This window comes from Affinundibacterium danionis, assembly GCF_042432465.1.
Classification (GTDB): Bacteria; Pseudomonadota; Gammaproteobacteria; order Burkholderiales; family Burkholderiaceae_D; genus Undibacterium; species Undibacterium danionis.
This window is the reverse complement of the sequence record NZ_JBHLXJ010000003.1, coordinates 187,082-207,383: the sequence shown is the minus strand read 5'-3', so window position 1 is coordinate 207,383 and position 20,302 is coordinate 187,082. Positions and strand designations below refer to the sequence as shown.

The 20,302-nt window shown below is 48.3% G+C and carries 14 protein-coding genes; 11 read left to right on the top strand and 3 right to left on the bottom strand.

Annotated features, from left to right (window positions below):
- Positions 1-211: 211 nt before the first annotated feature.
- Positions 212-1,057: a hypothetical protein gene (locus ACFFJH_RS03695; protein ID WP_390210138.1), complete on the top strand. Its 846-nt coding sequence runs from the start codon at positions 212-214 to the stop codon at positions 1,055-1,057.
- Between the two features lie 52 nt (positions 1,058-1,109).
- On the opposite strand, the gene ACFFJH_RS03690 is transcribed toward ACFFJH_RS03695, so the two are convergent.
- The 3 genes from ACFFJH_RS03690 to ACFFJH_RS03680 all read right to left on the bottom strand — a co-directional run bounded on the left by ACFFJH_RS03690 (position 1,110) and on the right by ACFFJH_RS03680 (position 5,357).
- Entirely contained in the window at positions 1,110-3,011 is a 1,902-nt protein-coding gene (locus ACFFJH_RS03690; RefSeq protein WP_390210137.1) for a potassium transporter Kup, read from the bottom strand.
- A gap of 67 nt (positions 3,012-3,078) precedes the next feature.
- Positions 3,079-3,774 carry a response regulator gene (locus tag ACFFJH_RS03685; RefSeq protein WP_390210135.1) on the bottom strand — a complete coding sequence of 232 codons (696 nt, stop codon included), beginning with the start codon at positions 3,772-3,774 and terminating at the stop codon, positions 3,079-3,081.
- Positions 3,771-5,357 (bottom strand): ATP-binding protein, encoded by a 1,587-nt coding sequence (locus tag ACFFJH_RS03680; protein WP_390210134.1) that lies wholly within the window; start codon positions 5,355-5,357, stop codon positions 3,771-3,773. Before ACFFJH_RS03680 ends, ACFFJH_RS03685 begins: the two co-directional genes overlap by 4 nt.
- Positions 5,358-5,507: 150 nt before the next feature.
- Between ACFFJH_RS03680 and ACFFJH_RS03675 the strand changes: the two genes are divergently transcribed.
- The 10 genes from ACFFJH_RS03675 to ACFFJH_RS03630 all read left to right on the top strand — a co-directional run bounded on the left by ACFFJH_RS03675 (position 5,508) and on the right by ACFFJH_RS03630 (position 20,208).
- A complete protein-coding gene (locus tag ACFFJH_RS03675) occupies positions 5,508-5,633 on the top strand; it encodes a hypothetical protein (RefSeq protein ID WP_390210133.1) in 126 nt (41 codons plus the stop codon).
- Positions 5,633-5,722, top strand: a complete 90-nt coding sequence (gene kdpF / locus ACFFJH_RS03670) for a K(+)-transporting ATPase subunit F (RefSeq protein WP_390210132.1) — start codon at positions 5,633-5,635, stop codon at positions 5,720-5,722. Before ACFFJH_RS03675 ends, kdpF begins: the two co-directional genes overlap by 1 nt.
- Positions 5,722-7,533, top strand: a complete 1,812-nt coding sequence (kdpA, locus tag ACFFJH_RS03665) for a potassium-transporting ATPase subunit KdpA (protein ID WP_390210130.1) — start codon at positions 5,722-5,724, stop codon at positions 7,531-7,533. The genes kdpF and kdpA overlap by 1 nt, the downstream gene beginning before the upstream one ends.
- Positions 7,534-7,548: 15 nt before the next feature.
- Positions 7,549-9,651, top strand: a complete 2,103-nt coding sequence (gene kdpB, locus ACFFJH_RS03660; protein WP_390210128.1) for a potassium-transporting ATPase subunit KdpB — start codon at positions 7,549-7,551, stop codon at positions 9,649-9,651.
- A 41-nt stretch (positions 9,652-9,692) separates the two neighbouring features.
- Positions 9,693-10,265, top strand: coding sequence for a potassium-transporting ATPase subunit KdpC (gene kdpC, locus ACFFJH_RS03655; protein ID WP_390210273.1), 573 nt, complete (start codon positions 9,693-9,695; stop codon positions 10,263-10,265).
- A gap of 26 nt (positions 10,266-10,291) precedes the next feature.
- Positions 10,292-13,045 carry a two-component system sensor histidine kinase KdpD gene (kdpD, locus tag ACFFJH_RS03650; protein ID WP_390210127.1) on the top strand — a complete coding sequence of 918 codons (2,754 nt, stop codon included), beginning with the start codon at positions 10,292-10,294 and terminating at the stop codon, positions 13,043-13,045.
- Between the two features lie 8 nt (positions 13,046-13,053).
- Positions 13,054-13,782: a two-component system response regulator KdpE gene (gene kdpE / locus ACFFJH_RS03645; RefSeq protein WP_390210125.1), complete on the top strand. Its 729-nt coding sequence runs from the start codon at positions 13,054-13,056 to the stop codon at positions 13,780-13,782.
- A gap of 163 nt (positions 13,783-13,945) precedes the next feature.
- A complete protein-coding gene (locus ACFFJH_RS03640; RefSeq protein ID WP_390210124.1) occupies positions 13,946-14,692 on the top strand; it encodes a TorF family putative porin in 747 nt (248 codons plus the stop codon).
- A gap of 481 nt (positions 14,693-15,173) precedes the next feature.
- Positions 15,174-18,809 (top strand): ATP-binding protein, encoded by a 3,636-nt coding sequence (locus tag ACFFJH_RS03635; RefSeq protein WP_390210123.1) that lies wholly within the window; start codon positions 15,174-15,176, stop codon positions 18,807-18,809.
- A gap of 208 nt (positions 18,810-19,017) precedes the next feature.
- Complete coding sequence (locus ACFFJH_RS03630) at positions 19,018-20,208, top strand: pyridoxal phosphate-dependent aminotransferase (protein WP_390210122.1); 1,191 nt, start codon at positions 19,018-19,020, stop codon at positions 20,206-20,208.
- Positions 20,209-20,302 lie beyond the last annotated feature (94 nt).

Sequence of the window (20,302 nt, the reverse complement as noted above, 5' to 3'; positions counted from 1 at the left end):
ACGCCAATGCAAAATTGCTAGTACGGCTTGATCTTGCTGCTACCCAATAGCCAATTGGCCAATTGACTTTGTTGGTTTGAGACTTTTGGCTTTTAAAATCGAGACTTCTGGCGAATGGATGTTCAGGTTTTGACTTGTCATACTCATTTTGTCATACCAGTATAAAAATCAATTTCAGTTCGACTACTTAAACAATAAATGGAGCGTTCAAATGAATCAACTATGGCGTAAAAAAATAGGGCAAAGTATTCTTCTAGCGTTGGGCTGTTCTTGTTTGGTCGTGGCTCATGCGCAGGATTCAACGGGAAAAACGGCTGATTCTGAGAAGCTAGTTACTAAAGATGAGTTAAAGAAAATATTAGCGAGCTATCCTAGCTCAGGTAATAGTTATGATGGAGACAAATTGAAGATTCGCAGCAATATTGTGGGTTTCAAACCGTTGGATGGCTCAGATAATTCAGCCACAAAATGTGCCCCGATTTCCACAAAAATGATAGTAAGCTCAGACACAGGAACTGAGTTGACTGTCAATATTACAAACATTCCTAAGCCATCTGATTGGATGGTAGATCAGGAAGAGCTAGATGGTCTAGAGGAATGTAAAAAAGGTGAGAAGCTGGTGAATTTGTATACGGCATATAAAATTGATAAAGCGACTCTTTCCCAATACGGTTTTAATCGCACTGGCGTGGAATTCGGTGCCTTGGTGGTGCCGTTTAAATTTCATTTAGGAGTCAATGAGTTTTCAAGTTCACCAACCGTAGCGCCATATATTGGATGGAGTTCTGGTTTTCTTCAGGATCGTGGAGTTAAATTCACACCAATTTTCTCTTCAGGATTGGCAATGGTTCCCATTACTCCTAAAGATGGAGGTACTAGTAAACCAACTCCCGCTCTTTCCACTGCCTTAGGCGTTATTTTAACGAGTGATAAAAATCAAAATTTTAATGCAGGTTTTCTTTTTGGACATGACTTTTTGGGAAAAAGTGAGCGTAATTTTGATCGAAAAGTTGGTAAATCTTGGATTTCGTTTTACGTTGGTTACAACACTAACTAGTACAAAAAACGAGCCCTTGATTTAAGCAAGCGGCTCGTTTTTTTTGGCAAGCTTAAATCTGCACCCGCGTCCCCAGCTCAATCACACAATTATTCGGCAAGTGAAAAAAATCCGCCACGCTGCGTGAGTTGCGTGACATCACGGCGAACAAGAGTTCGCGCCAATGTGCCATGCCTGTGCCTTTGGTCGGTACTACAATTTCTCGACTTAAAAAATACGAAGTCTCAAACAAGTTGATAGGCAAGCCGTGTTGTTCGCAGCGTTCTAATGCCTTTGGTAAATCGGGTTCATTTTTAAATCCGTAATTAACTTTGACTTTCCAAAAGCCTGGGACTAGCGCTTCTACTTGTATGCGCTCTTTGTCATCTATCCATCGCACATCGTGAAACACCACGGTCAAGATCAGATTGCGTTCATGTAGTACCTGATTGTGCTTGAGATTGTGCATCAAAGCTTGTGGCACAGTATCCGGATTAGCGACCGCGTAAATGGCGGTGCGGGCGGCTCTGTGCATACTGTCTTCGGAGAGTGCGGTGATGGAGGGTAGTAGTTCAGGGTCATCTTGTTGTATGTGCGTGATTAATAGTTCGCGGCCACGGCGCCAAGTGGCCATGATGGTGAAAATCAGTGCGCCTAAAATCAAAGGAAACCAGCCACCTTCGATGATTTTAAAGGAGCACGATACGACCAACAGGGCATCTAAAGTCATGAATAAACCGGTCGCACCGAGCGCCAATGCCAGGGGGAAATTCCACGCGTGACGCACCACAAAAAAAGTAAGCAGTGTGGTGATGAACATGGTGACCGTGACCGCTATCCCATATGCGCCCGCCATCGCCGACGAGCTGCCAAAGCCTACGACCGTGAATAACACGCCGACTAATAAAATCCAATTCACGCTAGGAATATAAATTTGGCCGATCTCTTTGACTGAAGTGAAATGTACTTGCATACGCGGTAGCAAGCCCAATTGCATGGCTTGTTTAGTCATGGAGTAGGCGCCAGAAATCACTGCCTGCGATGCGATTACGGTCGCGATGGTCGCTAGAAATACCGCAGGCATCAATAATTGATCAGGAAAAAGTTGGAAGAAGGGATTACTGATGGCCGTGGCATCACGCATTAATAGCGCACTTTGTCCCATGTAGTTCAAGGCTAAAGCAGGCAAGACTAAGGCTGTCCATGCGAGGCGGATAGGTTTTTTACCGAAGTGACCCATATCCGCATACAGAGCCTCCGCGCCTGTGAATGCAAGCACCACCGCACCGACCACGATGAAGACATGAGCGCCTTGTGCCCATAAAAATGCTATGGCATATAGGGGGTTGAGGGCGGCAAGGATGGCGGGCTGTTGAAGGATTTGTCGTATGCCAAACACCGCCAAGGTCACGAACCAGATCACAATCACTGGGCCAAAAAGTTTGCCAACCACCGAGGTACCATAGCGTTGCATGGCAAAGAGGCCAAATAAAACACCGATAGAGATCGGTAATACATAGGGTTTGAACGTGGAGGAAACAACTTCCAAACCTTCGACCGCGCTCAGCACTGAGATTGCTGGTGTGATCACGCTATCACCGTAGAACAACGCTGCGCCAAGTACGCCGATCAAAAGTAAAGCGACGCGCCGAGAATGCGTGCTGCCAGCGGCTTTGCTAGCGAGTGCAGTTAAAGCCATGATGCCGCCTTCACCACGATTATCGGCTCGTAAAATCAGCGTCACATATTTCAAAGTGACGACAGTCATGAGACCCCAAAAGATGACTGAGACCACGCCGATAATATGCTGCCCATCGAGCGGCACGCCAGTGTGAGTGCTGAAAATTTCTTTCATGGTGTACAAGGGGCTGGTACCAATGTCACCGTACACGACGCCGAGCGCCCCTAAAGTGAGTGCCGCGACACTGTCACGTTGGGTGAGCTGATGTTGTTGACTAGCAGATGCGTGACTCATAAAAACCTGACAAAAATGGAACAGGCTTTGATTGTCTTTGCATCGGTGTTAGGAAGGCATAAGGATGTTAAACCTCCTCCGTCATCGCCAATCGATAACCAACGCCAGTTTCGGTTAATAAGTAGCGCGGTTCGGCGGGATGATCTTCGATTTTGGCTCTGAGTTGTGCCATGTAGAGTCGCAAGTAGTGGGTGTGCTCAATAAATTCTGATCCCCACACATCGCTGAGTAATTGACGGTGCGTGACGAGATAGCCGGCGCTGCGGACTAGTCGTGCTAGTAGATTGAATTCGGTTCGGGTCAGATGGAGCAGTTGTCCACGCAAAGTGACGGTATGTTTGGCGAGATCGACTTGTAAATCCAAGTGGGTATAGCTCGTGACCGCCGCCGCCAAGCGTGTGCCGCGATGGCGTAGGGCGACGCGCATGCGGGCTAATAGCTCAGGTACGCTAAATGGTTTTACCAAAAAATCATCGGCACCCGCGTCGAGTAGGCGGATTTTTTGTAACTCTTGATGGCGCGCGGAGATGATTAAAATCGGCAAACTATGTTGAGTGCGTAGCAGTCGCACCAATTGTTCGCCATCACCATCAGGCAGACCCAAATCAAGTAAGAGTAGATCGGGCAAAGCGCGCTGTAGCATGGCGCTCGCTTCGCTGATGGAGGTCGCGGTGTCGACTTCAAAACCTTCTACACTCAGGCTTGCGTGTATCAGTTTGCGGATTTGTTTATCGTCTTCGACGATCAGTACACGTATCGTCATGGGATGGTCGCTGCTGGTTCAGAGATTGCGGATATTTCGGATAGTTCGGGATTTTCAGCGGCAAATGTCGGTGCATGAGGAATCGGTAGTGTGAGTAAAAAACAGCTACCACCGTGAGCGCGATTGTGAACTAGTAAATTGCCGCCATGGGCTTTAGCGATCGCGCGGCATACGGCCAAACCTAAACCCGCACTGCGTTGATTGGATTGATCGTGTTGCGCTAAACGTGAGTAGGCCACGAAGATGCTGTCATGTTCGGCATCGGGAATGCCGGGGCCGCGATCTTTGACTTCCACTTGCAATAGTGCGAGGGGCGTATTGGCTTGCACGCTTACTGCTAGTTCCACCATGCCATCACTATATTTCAAAGCGTTATCGATTAAGTTGCTCAACAATTGCGCGATGAGTATAGGATCGAGACGAAGTAAGGGCAGGTCTTGCGCTAGGCTAGCCTCAATGCGAGAGGCATTCTTCCCCTGCTTAATCCTCGCTAGCACCGAGCCGACGATTTCTTCTATCGATTCCCAATCGCATCTCAGACTATGCTCAGCGTAGGTAAGGCGTACTAGCTGCAAGGTGTTTTCGGTGACACTGGTGAGGTAATTGGCTTCACCGATGATGTTATTGAGTAGTCGATCTTGCTGTTCTGGGGCGAGTTTGTCGCGCTGACTTTGCAGCGCACTCGCCGCGCCCACCATGACGGCTAAAGGGGTGCGTAAATCATGCGAGATCGCCGATAAAAAAGTACTTTGTAGTTGCTGCTTTTGGGCTTCGTTTTGGGCGGATTGCCAATTTTTATTCAGTTGTAAATGCTCGAACGCTTGCGTTAATAATGAAGATAGAGCTTTGGCATGCTCGCGCCCATCGTCGTCATTAGCGTCTACCTTCTGTATTAAAACCGCGCCCCGACTTTGATCCGCGCGGCCCAAGGGAATATACCAATCATCCAAGTCGCCCCAACGCAAACTACCCGCACCGAGAAATTGCATCTCTTTCATACAACAGCGCAATCCATTGATTTGCTGCGTGCTCAAATCGCTTCGCGTGTCTAGACTTGGACTGTCATCGGCGAGTACCAGGCAACTGCGGCCATGATAGGCGCGCTCGAATGCCGCTTGTCCTAGTTCTTGAATGGCGGCACTGGTGTCGGTGCTGGCTAAACGTATCGCTAATTCTTGCAATTGACGGGCACGTTGTTCATTTAAGTGCGCTAAGGCTGTTTCTTGTTTCAGGCGTCTGGTCAATTGATTGATGACCAAGGCCACCACGAGCATCGTCCCCAACGCAATCAGATGTTCAGATTGTTCGACATGAAAAGTCCAGGTGGGCGGTACGAAGAAAAAATTCAGTAATAAAACAGAAGCGACCGCGCCCACGATGGATTGCAGCCTATCCAAGCGATACGCGGCAATCGTGACGACCAACACGAAGAGCATCGCTTGACTGGTGAAGCTGACATAGGCGTTCAACAAGGTCGAGAGCAGGGTCGCGAGCGAGAGCAAGAAGAACAGGGTGAACCATGCTCGTAATGCGTCTCTATGCACATAAAGTTGTCGAAAAAAAGTCTTAAAAATCGTCGTCATACGAAAGCGCTAACATAGCGCCCATTAGAAAAGCGTTAGGACGTAGCGCAATTTTTACACTTTGTTTACACCCCACCCCCGTCTTTTAACAAGATTCTTATGCGGTTTTTACTATGCTTCTACCTGCAGAAAATGCTTATGGAGGCTGGAATGAATAATTTGAGTACATATTTGGTCGATATTTTTTATGTCGGTGGAATCGCAGGATTCTTTTTACTAGCAGTGGCCTTGGCGGTCGGATGCCAAAAGATGGAAAACAAACAGGAGCGTCAATAATGAATAGCTTTTATGTTATCGGTGGCCTCGTGGCGGCGGCTTTGTTGGTGTACTTGGTCGTAGCATTATTGAATGCAGAGGAGCTGTGATGACGAGTCAATCTATAATTTTAATGCTGTTCTTTTTTGTGGTGTTGCTGGCTTTGGCATATCCCCTGGGTAAATTAATTAGTCAGATCGCGGATGAAAAAGCGAGGGTCACTGGCTTGCACTGGTTGCGCTATTTAGAACGTGGCTTGTATAAACTGGCGGGTGTGAAGCGCGATCAGGAAATGGGCTGGAAGGGCTATGCCATCGCCCTGTTGGTGTTCAATGCCTTCGGCACTTTGATGGTGTATCTGGTGCAACGCGTACAATTTTGGTTGCCCTTAAATCCTCAGGGTTTAGTCAATGTCAGTGCCGATTCTTCCTTCAATACCGCCGTGAGTTTTGTCAGTAACACCAATTGGCAAGGCTATGTCGGTGAAGCGACCATGAGTTATCTGACGCAAATGTTGGTGCTGGCTGGACAAAATTTCTTCTCCGCAGCGACTGGGATTGCGGTGGTGTTTGCTTTGATTCGCGGTTTCTCGCGCCACTCTTCCAAATCTATCGGTAATTTTTGGGTTGATATGACGCGCTCCACTGTGTATTTGCTGTTGCCCTTGTCGGTGATTTTCGCGACTTTCTTGATTAGCCAAGGCGTGATTCAAAATTTTTCTTCTTACAAAGAAGTGCAATTAATTGAGCCTGTTACTTATAGCCAAGCGATCACAGGCCCCGATGGACAAGCTTTGAAAGACGACAAAGGCGCACAAGTCATGGAAACCCTGACGGCCAAAACCCAAACCTTGGCGATGGGGCCAGTTGCATCGCAAGAAGCGATCAAGCTATTGGGTACCAATGGTGGCGGTTTCTTCAATATGAACTCGGCGCATCCGTTTGAAAATCCAACGGCCTTGACGAACTTTTTCCAAATGATCGCGATCTTCTTGATCCCCGCAGGTCTGTGTTTTGCCTTTGGTCGTATGGTCGGTGATCAACACCAAGGAATTGCGGTGCTCGCTACCATGAGTCTCTTATTCGTGCTGATGACGCTTGGTGTGATGACGGCTGAACAGCAAGTTCATCCGGCCTACGCAGCACTGAACATCGATCAAGCGCAGAGTGCTTTGCAAGCCGGTGGCAATATGGAAGGTAAAGAAAGTCGCTTTGGTATCAGTGCCTCGACCTTATTCGCGGCAGTGACGACGGCTGCTTCCTGCGGTGCGGTGAATTCTATGCATGATTCCTTGATGCCACTTGGTGGTTTGGTGCCAATCGCTTTCATGCAGTTTGGTGAAGTGGTGTTTGGTGGCGTCGGCTCTGGTCTGTATGGCATGTTGGTCTTCGCGATTCTCGCTGTATTTATCGCGGGCTTGATGATAGGCCGCACGCCGGAATATTTGGGTAAAAAAATTCAGGCCTATGAAATGAAAATGACCTCTATTGCGATCTTGGTGACACCGATTTTGGTCTTGGCCGGCACCGCGATTGCCGTTATGAGCGAAGCAGGGCGTGCTGGCATTTTGAATCCAGGCGCACATGGTTTCTCAGAAGTGCTGTATGCCTTTACGTCCGCAGCGAATAATAACGGCAGTGCCTTCGCCGGTTTGTCTTCCAATACGCCGTTTTACAACATTATGTTGGCGATCGCCATGTGGTTTGGACGCTTTGCCGTCATCGTTCCTGTGCTCGCCATCGCGGGTTCTTTAGCGGCGAAAAAACGCTTAGAAGTGAACGCTGGCACGATGCCGACCCACGGCCCTATGTTTATCGCCTTGTTAGCCGGCACCGTGGTCTTAATCAGTGTGTTGAACTATGTACCCGCTTTGGCTTTGGGGCCTGTGGTCGAACATTTACAAATGACTGCACCACGCTAAGCTTAGGAGAATGAAATGTCTAATTTAAATTTACCAAAAAATCGTTCGCCTTTATTCGATGCTAGCTTAGTCAAGCCGGCCATCATTGATGCTTTTTGCAAACTCACGCCACGCACGCAATGGCGCAGCCCAGTGATGTTCGTGGTGTATGTGGGTAGCATCATTACCAGTCTGTTGTATGTGGAAGCTTTGCTTGGCAAGGGTGAAGCCGATGCCGGTTTCATTTTGGCGATTTCGATCTGGTTGTGGTTCACGGTTTTGTTTGCGAATTTTGCCGAGGCGATTGCCGAAGGTCGCAGCAAGGCACAAGCCGCTTCCTTGAAAGGATTGAAACAAACGGTGATGGCAAAAAAACTGGCAATTCCTAAGCATGGTACGACATGGTTGCCAGCTTCAGTGCAAGACTTGCGCAAAGGCGATGTATTCTTGGTCGAAGCCAATGATGTAATCGCGATTGACGGCGAAGTGATAGAAGGTGTGGCGACCGTGGATGAGAGCGCGATTACCGGTGAATCTGCGCCTGTGATTCGTGAATCGGGCGGTGACTTTTCTTCTGTCACTGGCGGTACCCGTGTATTGTCAGATTGGTTGGTGGTGCGCGTGACTTCCAATCCGGGCGAAGCCTTTATAGATCACATGATCGCGATGGTCGAAGGCGCTAAACGTCAAAAAACGCCAAACGAAGTGGCACTCACGATCTTGTTAATTGCCTTGACGATTATCTTTTTGGTTGTGACTGTCACGCTGTTACCGTTCTCTTTGTTTAGCGTTGGCGCTGCGACTGCTTTAGGTATGAGCTCGGCACCGGTTTCTATCACGGTCTTGATTGCATTATTGGTTTGCCTGATTCCAACCACGATTGGCGGCCTGTTGTCCGCGATTGGCGTCGCAGGGATGAGTCGTATGATGCAGGCGAATGTGATTGCGACTTCGGGTCGTGCGGTGGAAGCCGCTGGTGATGTGGATGTGCTACTTCTCGACAAAACCGGTACTATCACTTTAGGCAATCGTCAGGCTTCAGAATTTTTCCCTGCGCCGGGAGTAACGGCCGTGCAATTGGCAGATGTCGCACAACTCGCTTCGCTTGCTGACGAAACACCAGAAGGCCGCAGTATCGTGGTTTTGGCCAAGCAGCGCTTTAATATACGTGAACGCGAAATGGCCACTTTGCAAGCGCACTTCGTGCCATTCACGGCACAGACACGTATGAGTGGTATCGATATCGGTGACACTGTGGTGCGTGTGGTACGCAAGGGTGCAGCCGATGCGGTGCGCAAATTTCAAGAAGCCGCAGGACGCGCTTTCCCTGCTGAGGTGATGAAAACCGTTGATGAAATCTCTCGTCGTGGTAGTACACCATTGGTGGTGGTGGATGACGGCAAAGTCATGGGCACGATAGAACTGAAAGACATCGTCAAAGGCGGTATCAAAGAACGTTTTGCTGAATTGCGTCGCATGGGTATCAAAACCGTGATGATCACGGGCGATAATAAATTGACTGCCGCAGCGATTGCGGCCGAGGCCGGTGTCGATGATTTTCTGGCCGAAGCCACACCGGAAGATAAATTGAAATTGATACGCAGTTATCAAGGCGAAGGTCGCTTGGTAGCGATGACCGGTGACGGTACCAATGATGCACCTGCCTTAGCGCAAGCCGACGTGGCGGTGGCGATGAATTCGGGTACCCAAGCGGCGAAAGAAGCGGGCAATATGGTGGATTTGGATTCAAATCCAACCAAGCTACTAGAGATCGTTGAAATAGGTAAACAAATGCTGATGACGCGCGGTTCTTTGACCACCTTCTCGATTGCCAATGATATCGCCAAATATTTCGCGATTATTCCGGCGGCTTTCGTTGCCACTTACCCTCAATTGAAATCGTTAGACATCATGAACTTGACGAGCTCAAATTCCGCGATTATGTCAGCCGTGATCTTTAATGCCATGATTATCGTGTTCTTGATTCCATTGGCGTTGAAGGGCGTCAAATATCGTGCGGTCGGGGCATCCTTGTTATTGCGTCGCAATCTCTTGATCTATGGCTTGGGCGGCATCGCTTTGCCGTTTGTTGGGATTAAATTGATCGATATGATTTTGACTTTGTTGAATTTGGCTTAGTTTTCAGAAAAATAGGAAACATCATGAATATAAATAACTCTATCCTTTCTACCTTGCGTTCAGCGGTGATGCTGTTTGCCGGTTTGACGATCGTAGTAGGAATCGTCTATCCCTTAGCAATGACCGGCGTTGCGAAAGTCGCTTTTAATGATCAGGCTGAAGGCAGTTTGATCGTGAAGGACGGCAAAGTGGTCGGCTCTAGTTTGATCGGGCAGTCCTTCAGTTCGCCACAGTTATTCTGGGGGCGCCCATCAGCGACAGGCCCGATGGCGAATAATGGCGTGAACTCCAGTGGCTCGAATTTAGGCCCCACCAATGCCGCGCAGTTGGATAATGTAAAAGCCAGAGTGGAGGCTTTGAAAGCCGCTGATCCTAGCAATACGACGGCGATTCCGGTGGACTTGGTGACAGCTTCAGCCAGTGGATTAGATCCAGAAATCAGCTTGGCCGCTGCGTATTATCAAGTCCCGAGAATCGCGCGTGAGCGTAAAATGACGGAAACGCAAGTGCGCGCACTGGTCGATCAATTCGTCCAAAAGCCGTTGATGGGTTTGTTCGGTGAGCCACGTGTGAATGTCTTGCAATTGAATTTGGCACTCTCGCCTAGCAAGTAATCGCATCTAAAATAGAATAGATTGCTATGGGAATCAACACCAATCAACGCCCCGATCCAGATGTTCTGCTGGCTCATGTGCAAGCGCAGGAGCGGCGTTCAACGCGTGGCAAATTACGCATTTATTTTGGCGCCTCCGCTGGCGTTGGAAAAACGTATGCGATGTTATCTGCTGCGCATAAGTTGTTAAAAAATGGTGAAACGGTTTTGGTCGGTGTGATCGAAACCCATGGCCGCGATGAGACTAGCGCGCTGTTGGATGGCTTAGACCTGTTGCCCTTGAAAAGCATCAACTATCGCGATAAGACGTTATATGAATTTGATATCGATGCCGCGTTAGCACGTCAACCTGCCTTGATCTTGATTGATGAACTCGCGCATTCCAATGCGCCGGGTTCGCGCCATCCTAAGCGCTGGCAAGATGTGGAAGAATTGCTCGACGCCGGTATTGACGTGTTCACTACCGTTAACGTACAACATCTGGAAAGCCTCAACGATGTGGTCGGCGGCATCACCGGAATTCGCGTCGCCGAGACTATGCCGGATACGATCTTTGATGAAGCTGACGAAGTCGTGTTGGTGGATATTCCTGCCGATGAATTACTCGCCCGGTTGAAATCCGGTCGGGTCTATAAAGTGCAACAAGCCGAACGCGCGGCCAAGAATTTTTTTCGCAAAGGGAATTTGATTGCCCTACGCGAACTGGCTTTACGTCGCACTGCCGATAGAGTTGAAGATGATGTCCAAGCTTATCGCGTAGAAAAATCGATTAATGCGGTGTGGAAGACCGATGCCGCCTTGTTGGTCTGCATAGGTCCTCAAGCCAATGCCGATCACGTGGTGCGTAGCGCCGCACGCCTGTCGCAACAGATGAACGCCGAATGGCAAGCGATCTACATTGAGACGCCGGCGCTGCAAAAGTTGCCAGCCGCAGTGCGCGAGCGCATTTTAAAAAATCTCAAATTAGCGCAAGATTTAGGCGCTAAGACGGCGGTGTTGACGGGCAATGATATTGCGCAAACCATCGTCGATTATGCCTATCAGTATAATTTTTCGCGTATCGTGATCGGTCGACGCAAAGCGGTTTTCAATTGGCGCACCACCTTGGCGCAACAGTTGGCGGCACGTGCTGACAATTTGGATTTGATTGAGATCGGTGGTGAGTCAAATCCGCTAGCAAGTCAACAAGATGCTCGCGCCAAAGAGACAAAACCATCGCCGACAGCCAACGCTCAGCCCGGCAAACGACGTGCCTTGCGTTATGTCTACGCCGCCCTCGCTAGCGTCTTCACCGCCGTATTGGCAACGCCTTTGCTCGCGGTATTTAATCTCGTCAATATTGCCATGCTGTTCCTGCTAACCGTGGTCTTAGTCGCGGTGCGATTTGGGCGTGGACCTTCGGTATTGGCGACCGTCTTAGGTGTCATGGCGTTTGATTTTTTCTTCGTACCACCGCGTTTCACTTTCGCCGTCAGTGATCTGCAATATGTGATGACTTTCGTGGTTATGTTGGTGGTCGGTTTGATCACCGGACATCTAACCGCTGGCCTCCGATATCAAGCCAAAGTAGCTTCACATCGCGAAGCACGTTCTCTCGCCCTGTATGAATTTGCACGTGATTTATCTGGCTATTTGCAAAGCGAGCAGATCACTGAAGCGACTCAAGCGGTGATACAAAGCGCCTTTCGCGCCCAAGCCACTTTGCTCTTGCCCGATGAGGAAGGGCGCTTGCAATTGCCTGAATCGACAGTGAGTGGTTTAGATTTAGGCATTGCGCAATGGGCTTTTGATAAAGTGGAGGCAGCGGGAATTAGCACTGATACTTTGCCCTCTAGCCCTTACTTTTATTTACCCCTCGTTGCGCCCATGCGCACTCGTGGTCTATTGGCGATTGCGCCAGAAAATCCGCATTGGATTTTGATTCCCGAACAACGACAACAACTCGATACTTTCGCGGCGCTAGCGGCAATCGCCTTAGAGCGCGTGCATTACATCGAGGTCGCACAAGGGGCTTTAATACACATGGAATCAGAGCGTTTGCGTAATTCCTTATTGGCAGCTTTGTCGCATGATTTGCGCACACCACTGACTTCGATTGTCGGTATCTCGGAAGCATTGAGTACCTCCAAGCCCGAGCTGAGTCGCAAACAGCAAGTGATGACGCAAGCGCTGTACGCTGAATCTCTGCGCATGAGTGCGCTGGTCGCCAATTTACTCGACATGGCACGCATACAAAGTGGCGAAGTGAAGCTCGATTTGCAGTGGCAGCCATTAGAAGAGGTAATCGGCAGCGCGCTACGCATTAGCGCACCGCAGTTAAAAGCGCATCAAGTGCAAACGCAGTTGGCGAACGACTTACCATTAGTGAATTTTGATGCGGTATTGATCGAGCGCGTGCTATGTAATTTATTAGAAAACGCCGCCAAATACACAGCAGAAGGCTCGCGCATTACCATCAAAGCGCAGCTTTTGGAAAGTGAATTGCAAGTGATGGTCTATGACAATGGGCCGGGTCTGCCGATGGGCAAAGAAGAAGCGATTTTTGAAAAATTTACCCGCGGCGAGCGCGAATCGTCTAAGCCAGGAGTCGGCTTAGGTTTGGCTATTTGTCGCGCGATTGTGGAAGCGCATCATGGCCGGATTCAAGCCGCCAAATCACCGGATGGTGGCGCCTGTATTGCGTTCACGCTGCCATTAGGTGTGCCGCCTCATATGCCGGATGTTGAATTGATGAACGCGCTGCACAAAGAGCTGCCCGACAATGCAGCGCTTGAAAAATAGGAATCAGCATGAGTCAAACTAGTAAAGATCCCAGTGTCAGTGTGCCGAATGCGCCTAGCGCGCTCTTGGTTGAGGATGAGCCTCAGATTCGTCGCTTTGTCCGCGCCTCTTTAGAGGAAGAAGGTTGGCAAGTGCATGAATCGAGCACCCTGCAACGCGGTTTGATCGATGCTGGCACGCGCCAACCCGATTTGGTGATACTTGACTTAGGTCTGCCCGATGGCGATGGGATCGATTTTATTAAAGATGTCAGACGCTGGTCTAACGTGCCGATTATTGTCTTGTCTGCGCGGGTCAACGAGGTCGAAAAAATCCGCGCCTTGGATGCGGGTGCCGATGATTATCTGACCAAACCGTTTGGCATTGGCGAGTTGCAAGCCAGAGTGCGCGCGACACTAAGACGACAACGTCAACCGGGCGTGGATCTGAGCGGTATCGTGCAATTTGGTGATGTGAAGATCGATATGCAAGCCAGACTAGTGACGAAAGCGGATGCCGTAGTGCATCTGACGCCGACCGAGTTTAGATTGTTGAATGTACTAGTCAATAGTGCGGGTAAGGTTGTGACCAATCCACAATTGCTGCGCGAAGTCTGGGGTCCATCGCATGGTGAAAACGGCCATTATCTAAGAATTTATATGCGCTATTTACGGCAAAAATTAGAAGATGATCCTACTCAGCCTATCTATTTGTTAACCGAAACTGCGGTTGGATATCGCTTGATGTTACCGCACTAATTTTCCACAAGCCCTGCTTGTAACTAACTGCATCGACGACCGCTAGGTCTGCCGATAGGGCTGTTGCACGCGTATTAATTGCATTATTTGTGCGCTGCTTGAAATCTACTTCAAGCAGCGCATTCACCAAAACGACATGGTCGCTCATTTGAAAGGAAGTAAGATGAAAAAAGTATTATTAGTCGCCGCTCTATCGGCATTATTTGGCAATCACGCAGCGCAAGCACAAGACGCTGCACCTGCTGCTAAGCCTGAACATGAAGTCAGCTTTAACGCGGCTCTAGCAACGGATTATCGCTATCGCGGCATTTCGCAAACACGTCTACAACCCGCCTTACAAGGCGGTGCCGATTATGTGAATAATCCATCTGGCATGTATGCCGGCGTTTGGGCATCGACGATCAAATGGACCAAAGATGCAGGTGGCGGCGGTAGTGTCGAAGTCGATTTATATGCGGGAAAACGTGGCGCTTTGACCAGCGATATCAGTTATGACGTCGGCGTCTTGACCTACGTGTATCCATCGAATGGCTTAGCGGTCAGTGCGAATACGACAGAAGTGTATGGTCAACTTAGCTATGGTTCCGCGTATCTGAAATACTCGCACGCGACCACCAATTTGTTTGGATTTGCCAATAGTAAAAACAGCGGCTATTTGGACTTAGGGGGGAATATAGAAATAGACAGTGGTCTGGTCTTGAATTTGCACGCAGGCCATCAGTCAGTCAAGAACAATAATACCTCCGCTTATAGCGATTGGAAAATCGGTGTTACCAAGGATTTTGGTGTACTCAGTGGATCCATCACGGTGATTGGCACGAATGCAGGTAAGCTCGCTTATACTTCACCCGCCAATGGAAAATTCCTTGGCAAGACTTCTGTTGTGGCGATGGTGAGTAAGACTTTCTAAGTTGAATGGTCGTCATGGCGGACTCGATCCGCCAAGCATGCTTTAGTAATGATTGGTGATGTTGACTTGGTTCCAGTAAAGTCACAGACTAAATATTAACTCTGGATTGCGGCTCACGCTTACAACGTGCCCGTGCACTGAGAAATCCTTAAGTCGTATCTGTATTAAGGATGGTGCTTGTGGCGATTTTTTTAATCAAGCGCGCATCGATGAAGTAAACTCCGACGCGCTATAAGCTATATCGATTCCTCTGCTGAGCGAAATGCGTCGTGCATAGTGCTCAGAAACTCTATTTGGCGCGCTTGTTACATCCATTGCGCAACACAAAGCGCTGATTTACGGCCATATTTTTATGAAAATAGCTAGAAACTAGGACTTCGCCTTTAAAATCACTGCTTACCTGCTTCTACATACAAATCTACAGCTTCGCCAAATACCAATGACCAAAGCGATATTTCCCGATGTTCAATACAGAACTTTGATGTTAACGCTCATTGTACTGTTGAGTGTGCTGAATATATGGGCAAATAGTCGTTGGCAACATATGGTGACGAGACAGATCACCGCCGAGTTGGGGGCGAATTTTGGTACGCCTAATCGAGAGCATCGTTTGCCGATCGTAGGACTGAATCCAGAGTCGCATTTGGCCAAAGCGGGCGCGAAAATTGGTGATCATGTGGTATTTGATCACGTTGGTGATCAATCCCGTTATCTGCTCATTGATGAGCAAGTCGGTTTGCGATGGTTTCCTTCTGATGCTGTGGTCGAGCAGGGGCAGCACTTGCAATTACCATTGATTCTTAAGCGAGTGCCGCATTTCGAAGCGTGGTTCGGCGTGACCTTGATCCAGTTCGCTACCAGCTTTGTGGTCATCTTCATTATCTTGATGTTAGTTTGGCGTCACGCTAATAGCGTGCCTATGCGGGTATTGGCGATAGCGATGATGGCGATCATTCCTGATATCTTTATTCCCTATCTTCCCAATGGTGCCTTGCAGGATTTTTTGACGGTCTATGTTTTTCCGATTGAGCTGTTCGTTGGGTATGTGTTTTTTACCTACTTCTGTTTGATTTTTCCAGAAAATCGGCCGCATTGGCGCTTGTCGTGGGTGCGTGTACTGTTCTACGTTTACGCATTGTGTTTCGCCAGTTACACCTTTTGTTTGATTTTTTTGCAGCTAGGTATGCTGCCATGGACGCTTCTTGAGTGGCTCAATTTGCGTTTGTGGCGACGCGCCTTGGCGATTACTTCTGTGATTTTTTCTTTAGGCTTTTTGGCGGTTTCATGGCGGGTGACGAGTGGCATTACGCGTCAGCGGCTGGCGTGGGTAGGATTTTGCATGAGCATTATCTATGCAATTTACCTGTTCTACAACGTCGCTCGGATTATGGACGAATATCTGGATTTTGCTTATCTTGAATTTTTCTTCAATCTATTTATTTTTTTGGCTTATGGCGGCTTAGGGTATGCCTTATTGCGGAATCGATTATTCGATTTTAGTTTCGCGATTAATCGTTTTAGTGTTTATGCCTTGGTGACTACTTGGATGGTCGGCTGCCTCGCGTTGATGCAGTACCTGTTTGCCCCACTAATCGCAACGCAGATTCGTTGGCAAACCTTATTATTTGACGCGCTATGTGGCTTGTTACTGATCGCAATCTATAAACCCTTGCGCGCTTTGGCAGAGAAGCTCGTTAGAATTTGGTTGTACCCGAAATGGCGGGCGCAGGAAGAGGCCTTACAACTCGCGGTCGCGAATGCAGCAAATATTGCTGGGCAAGACGCGTTGGCCACCCATTATCTCGATGCTTTGCGTGCCTACACGGGTGGTGCGCATACCGCACTGTATAACTGCCATGAAGGTTATTGCACTTTGGTGACGGGGGATTTTCCTGAATTACCAAATCGCATACATGCCTTAGGTGGCGATCTAGCACGTATGCTAAGTGCCCGTCTTCCTTTATCGTTGCAGGGGCTGACCGGGGAAAATGCACTGTTGGTTCCATTCACGCATCGTGGACAATTGACCGGTATTTTGCTGATAGGCGGTAAACTCGATTTTAATCAATATCGTCCTAACGAGGTGCGCTCAATTACACAAACAGCGGCATTGTTTGACCAAGATTTGCAAGCAGAAGCGCAGCGCGGACATCAACAGATGTTGGCGGAAAAAATGGCGGCGGAATTGCGCGCACGTGAAATGGCTGAATTAGCCAACGAAGCGAAAAGCGCATTCTTGGCGACCATGAGTCATGAAATTCGTACGCCTATGAATGCGATTATTGGCTTAGCTTATTTGTCTCTGCGTACGGATCTCAGCGTGAAGCAGCGCGATTACCTCAGTAAGATTCATGATGCAGGTAATGCCCTACTTGGTATTATCAATAATATTCTTGACTTCTCAAAAATTGAAGCCGGCAAAATGGAAGTCGATTTCAGCCCGTTTTCATTAGACGACGTGATCTCTCATGTGAAGACTGTGACCATGCAAAAGGCGCTGGATAAAGGATTGAATTTGCAGATTCGAGTGCCCGAGCATATTCCGCGTTTTCTGGTTGGTGATGCGATGCGATTGGGTCAGATTTTGATTAATCTGGTGAACAATGCGATTAAATTTACCGAGGCAGGGCAGGTCAGTCTGGCACTTGATTTGCGTAGTGCGGATGATTTTGATGCGACTAATCCCAACGAGCAGCCACTTGAATTGCACTTTTCTGTGTGTGATACCGGCATAGGGATGAGCGAACAACAGATGCAGCGTTTGTTCTCGGCTTTTAATCAGGCGGATAGTTCGACCAGCCGCAAATTTGGTGGGACAGGTCTAGGCTTGTCGATCTCGCGTCAATTAGTGGAGTTATTGGGCGGTAGCATACAAGTGCAAAGTCGCTTGGGCGAGGGATCGACCTTTGAGTGTTTCCTTCCCTTTCACACTTGTAGTGAGACTGCTTTATTACAAATTGGGCGCACCATTTCTAGTTCTCAATACCAGTACACCAATACTCGTGTCTTATTGGTTGAAGATAATGAAACCAATCAGCAAATTGCGGTGGAGTTGTTAGCGACGGTTGGCATTCAAGTCGAGTTGGCCGGTGCTGGACAAGAGGCTTTGGATAAATTACAGGCGGTTGCTGACGATTATTATGATTTGATTTTGATGGATTTAGAAATGCCAGGGATGGATGGCCATCAAGCGACTTTAAGCATACGTCAAAATGCGAATTTGAATCATGTCCCGATTATCGCCATGACCGCGCATGCGATGGCCGATGTGAGACAACGTTGTATGGATGAAGGCATGCAGGATTTTCTTGCAAAGCCTGTGCAACCGAATGCCTTATTCACGACTTTGGCGCGCTGGTTGGAATTTAAAGTAAGTAAAACAAGTAAGGTAAGTGAGGCAGGTAAAGCAGGTAAGGCCGGGGAGCTTCAAATTCAGGAATCCTTGGCACCGTATCAGCTAGGAAATCCTGACGCTGGGTTTAATTTTGCTGGGTTTAAGCATATTGATAGTGCTCAGGGACTCAGTCTGATGATGGGCAAACAGGATTTATATCTTAAAGTTCTGAGCCGCTTTTTGGGTGGACAAGCCAGCACTGCAATGCAACTGCACAACGCGATAGAGCAGGGCCAAGTGAGTCAGGCAGCGATGCTGGTACATACCTTAAAAGGATTAGCAGGCAGCATAGGTGCTCAACAGCTTCAGTTTGACGCTATGCAATTGGAATGCGCAATAAACACTGCTAATGCGGGCACTACGGGTACGGTTGAGAATTTGAATAATGCTCAAGTGCTGGATTTATGGCAAAAATTGAATAAGTCTTTAAATCTGGTGTTGGCCGATTTGCAGCAGCATCTTCCGACGCTACAGGCGACGAGCTTTCAAGCTAGTGCATCGGAACTCGAAAGCGAGTCCGAGTTAAGTCACGATAAGCTGACCGATATTTTGCAGCAATTGCGAGCGCTCTTATCGAATTACAGCGGAGATTGTCCACAGTATTTTGAAGAACATCGTTTGGCATTGATGCGTTTTTTAGACAGCAGCTTATTAGAGAGACTCAATCAACATATCGCGCAGTATGAATATGATGAGGCTTTGTCTTTGTTAGAGAATGCTTAGTTCTGGGTCGCGCTAGAACGAGATTAGGATCATAAACGTAAACTTGGTGTACAGGTAATCCACATAATCTACATAAGCCAAATCACTTCCACTGATAGTGCAATTAGTTTTGCATATTTCCCAAAGCGAGATTTAGTCAATACACTGTGCCTTGTTCCTAAATCTTGTGGTCAAGCTCCATCAATTTCATTTCAAACTTATTTTTAGTATGACGAATTCCAATATCAGCTATAGCGCACGTAGTCGTGCCATCGAACCCTTTCACGTGATGGCTTTATTGGCCCGTGCGAATGAACTACAAGCGGCCGGACATGATGTCATTCATTTAGAAATCGGCGAGCCCGATTTTGTGACGGCGGCCCCAATTATTGAGGCTGGTCAAGCTGCCTTGGCAGCGGGTAAAACTAGCTACACCGCGGCACGAGGCTTACCGCAATTACGTGAGGCGATCAGTGGTTTTTATCAACAACGATATGACCTAAATATTGATCCACGCCGCATCTTAATCACGCCGGGTGGCTCCGGCGCATTATTACTGGCGACCAGTTTATTAGTCGATCCGGGTAAACATTGGCTGATGGCAGATCCGGGCTATCCGTGTAACCGCCATTTTCTACGACTGATAGAAGCGTCGGCGCAGTTAGTACCAGTTAATCCATCGCAGCAATATCAATTGACGCCAGAGTTGGTGGCTCAGTATTGGAACGAGAACACGGTCGGTGCGCTATTGGCATCGCCTGCTAATCCGACCGGCACTTTGCTAACGAGTGAACAACTGCTCGCTTTGTCGCAAGCAATTCGCACCCATGGTGGGCACATGGTGGTAGATGAAATTTATCACGGACTGACTTATGGTCTCGATGCTAGTAGTGTCCTAGAGGTAGATAATGAGGCCTTTGTTTTAAATAGTTTTTCCAAGTATTTTGGTATGACGGGCTGGCGTTTAGGTTGGTTGGTGGCGCCGGATAACGCAATTTCAGAGTTGGAAAAATTGGCGCAAAATTTATACATCAGTGCGCCTAGCATTGCGCAATATGCGGCACTCGCTTGTTTTGAAGAACACACGATTAGTATCTTTGAAGAACGTCGCCATGAGTTTCAAAAGCGACGAGATTTTTTATTGCCCGCTTTGCGGCAGCTTGGCTTTAAGATCGCAGTAGAACCGGAAGGTGCTTTTTATCTTTATGCGGATATCAGTGATTTTGGTGGCGATGCCTATGCGTTTTGCCAGCACTTTTTAGAAACAGAGTTTGTCGCTTTTACGCCGGGATTAGATTTTGGTCAGCATCAAGCGCAGCAGCATGTACGCTTCGCCTATACTCAAAATCTAAATCGCTTGGAACAAGCGGTGGCAAGGATAGCTCGTGGATTGTTAAGTTGGAAGCAGAAAGTGCAATAGGCGCTTGCGCTAAGGCATTTACTAAGTTAAAAAATTTGTTAATGCAGGATGAATTTAGTTTGATCACGCGCCGTAGTTTAGTGGATGGAATTTA

Bases quoted from the DNA above. Each gene is read 5' to 3' on its own strand.
- ACFFJH_RS03640 (WP_390210124.1), top strand. From the start codon at position 13,946: ATGAAAAAAGTATTATTAGTCGCCGCTCTATCGGCATTATTTGGCAAT.
- kdpD (WP_390210127.1), top strand. From the start codon at position 10,292: ATGGGAATCAACACCAATCAACGCCCCGATCCAGATGTTCTGCTGGCT.
- kdpE (WP_390210125.1), top strand. From the start codon at position 13,054: ATGAGTCAAACTAGTAAAGATCCCAGTGTCAGTGTGCCGAATGCGCCT.
- ACFFJH_RS03685 (WP_390210135.1), bottom strand. From the start codon at position 3,774: ATGACGATACGTGTACTGATCGTCGAAGACGATAAACAAATCCGCAAA.
- ACFFJH_RS03680 (WP_390210134.1), bottom strand. From the start codon at position 5,357: ATGACGACGATTTTTAAGACTTTTTTTCGACAACTTTATGTGCATAGA.
- kdpA (WP_390210130.1), top strand. From the start codon at position 5,722: ATGACGAGTCAATCTATAATTTTAATGCTGTTCTTTTTTGTGGTGTTG.
- ACFFJH_RS03635 (WP_390210123.1), top strand. From the start codon at position 15,174: ATGTTAACGCTCATTGTACTGTTGAGTGTGCTGAATATATGGGCAAAT.
- kdpF (WP_390210132.1), top strand. From the start codon at position 5,633: ATGAATAGCTTTTATGTTATCGGTGGCCTCGTGGCGGCGGCTTTGTTG.
- ACFFJH_RS03690 (WP_390210137.1), bottom strand. From the start codon at position 3,011: ATGAGTCACGCATCTGCTAGTCAACAACATCAGCTCACCCAACGTGAC.
- ACFFJH_RS03695 (WP_390210138.1), top strand. From the start codon at position 212: ATGAATCAACTATGGCGTAAAAAAATAGGGCAAAGTATTCTTCTAGCG.
- ACFFJH_RS03630 (WP_390210122.1), top strand. From the start codon at position 19,018: ATGACGAATTCCAATATCAGCTATAGCGCACGTAGTCGTGCCATCGAA.
- ACFFJH_RS03675 (WP_390210133.1), top strand. From the start codon at position 5,508: ATGAATAATTTGAGTACATATTTGGTCGATATTTTTTATGTCGGTGGA.
- kdpB (WP_390210128.1), top strand. From the start codon at position 7,549: ATGTCTAATTTAAATTTACCAAAAAATCGTTCGCCTTTATTCGATGCT.